We start from the raw sequence: 1,784 nt of genomic DNA on the forward strand, positions 1-1,784 counted from the left end.
ACGCTAGTATCTCGCTTTTTCCCTATTGGGGCTGCTGCGCAGCCCAACGCAGGGCAAGCCTGCTCGCCACAGTGGTGGGGTGTTTCAGTGGTGTAGGTGGTGTTTTCACCATGTTGATGGGTCTTCAAGGCTGGCTTTTTGGAGGTCGTCTTTCCACCACTCATTCGTCATCCTGTAGATGTCCTCGAAGAAACCTCTTGGATCCTCCATATCGCTCCATCCCCAAGGTAGAGAACAGTAAAAACCAGGAGCCTGGCTCAAAGCTTGCGAAAAATCATAAGTTTCGTCTTCAAGAGCATCGCCTAAAGTGTCGACCAAGAGTTTTCGATGCCGATAATTTAAGTCTGTACTTTTGTCTATAATGTACTTTTTGATTAGTTTTTCTCTGTCGCGTTTATGATTGATGTTGTAGGTTGAAAATATTTCGCCCAGTGTTTCTTCACGATCATAGATGTCGAAGGGGGAAAGGAAGTGTCGAAATTTTGGCTGGTAGGGCTTATTTAGAAAAGGGTTTTTTAGCATTGGTCGTCACTCACGGGGAATACGGTGTAGAGTTTTTTGGTTTCACGGTCGAATTTTGCAACGATGGTATTCATGTCATCATCATATACTGGGTTGGTCAGATCCTCTGGGTTAGGAATGTAGCCTTCTCCACAGCCTTGCAGTTCTATGCGGACGATGGGGTTTCCGTAGTAATCCTCTCCAGTGAAAGGCTCCAGTTTGCGGGCTGTTCTTGTGGTGACTTCATTCAGTGCTGCAAGTTGCATTTTGTGGCTTTTGAATTTAGTACTTAGTTGCATAGGTTGGTTTTGCCTTTGGGTTGGGTTTAGTGGGTGCCGTCTTGTATCGGTTTAGCTGAGAGCGCTTCGCTCATGTAGCTTTTAAGGCGTTCGAGCAGCACGGTCATAAAAGCTCTTTTGTCAAGTATTTCATCTTCGAAGTAGGTGTCAAATAAGTAAAAAACAGATTCGAAATCTTCATCTGTAGATAAAAAATGTTCAAGTGTATCTATATACCATTGTTGCTCATCTTCTCTGTAGGAGAAATATTCTGCTTTGGTCAATGCATCGAAAAGCTCCGCGAGCTCTTTAGGATTGTTAACGTCTTTCGATACTATGATTCCTTCTCTTTCTACATCTGTGGTGTTTTCTATGCAGTAAGTGAATAACAGGCCGCGTAGTATTGTGAGCTTTGGTTGTCGTTTCATTCTTAGAACTCCGTGAATGCAGTGATCGGTTTTCCATCACTATTGAAATACACTATGGCTTTCCTCTGTTTTCCGTATTCTAGACTATCTCTTTTATAACCCTCGCCTATAATCTTTCCCATGTCCATTGGAGCCTGTATGTCTGCTCTGCCGTTGAGTTTGAAAATTAGTATTGCACGATCGATTGCGTTTAATTGATCTCTATGGCTCAGAAAATGTGTAGCTGCGCTTGGAGGTCTAGGTTGTCCTGCGTTCCTTCCTCTGGTAAACGTTTCAATTTCCCCAGTGGTAGGGTTTCTAGCTGTAATCACTCGCTCAAGTTGAGATTCCAGGGACGTTTGAGCACCGTGTTTTTCCAAGAAGTGCGCCCCTGGGATTGACCTTTCCAGTTCTGATAAGCGCCGGTGAGCGTTGGCCTCTCCAAGCTCATTAATGCGTGCTTGTCGCTGTGCGCGTCCCAGTTGAGGTAAAGCGGGTTCTCCGTGTTCAACCCCTGCTATAGGATTCTGAGCAGAATTGTTTGGCTTGCACCCATCAGCCCCAGGACAAGTATTCAAGCCTAACGGATCTACCCACC

General features: G+C 45.0%; 3 protein-coding genes and 1 pseudogene. All 4 read right to left on the minus strand.

Translation table 11 applies throughout. The features are described 5' to 3' along the window. Nucleotides 1–105: 105 nt before the first annotated feature. On the minus strand, nt 106–522 hold the full coding sequence (locus FEM54_RS31815) for a hypothetical protein (protein WP_138454196.1): 417 nt from the start codon (nt 520–522) through the stop codon (nt 106–108). Continuing rightward, nucleotides 516–800 (minus strand): hypothetical protein, encoded by a 285-nt coding sequence (locus FEM54_RS31820; protein WP_017137775.1) that lies wholly within the window; start codon nt 798–800, stop codon nt 516–518. Before FEM54_RS31820 ends, FEM54_RS31815 begins: the two co-directional genes overlap by 7 nt. 26 nt (nt 801–826) lie before the next feature. Beyond that, the gene (locus tag FEM54_RS31825) at nt 827–1,207 is read right to left on the minus strand and encodes a hypothetical protein (RefSeq protein ID WP_017137776.1); all 381 of its coding nucleotides are present in this window, start codon (nt 1,205–1,207) and stop codon (nt 827–829) included. 2 nt (nt 1,208–1,209) lie between these two features. After that, nucleotides 1,210–1,784, minus strand: a pseudogene (locus tag FEM54_RS34490) (hypothetical protein); the annotation flags it as partial.

Origin of the sequence: Pseudomonas edaphica, assembly GCF_005863185.1 — a bacterium.
Taxonomy (GTDB): Bacteria; Pseudomonadota; Gammaproteobacteria; order Pseudomonadales; family Pseudomonadaceae; genus Aquipseudomonas; species Aquipseudomonas edaphica.

Coding starts and splice junctions, on each gene's coding strand:
- FEM54_RS31815 (WP_138454196.1), bottom strand. CDS start 522: ATGCTAAAAAACCCTTTTCTAAATAAGCCCTACCAGCCAAAATTTCGA.
- FEM54_RS31820 (WP_017137775.1), bottom strand. CDS start 800: ATGCAACTAAGTACTAAATTCAAAAGCCACAAAATGCAACTTGCAGCA.
- FEM54_RS31825 (WP_017137776.1), bottom strand. CDS start 1,207: ATGAAACGACAACCAAAGCTCACAATACTACGCGGCCTGTTATTCACT.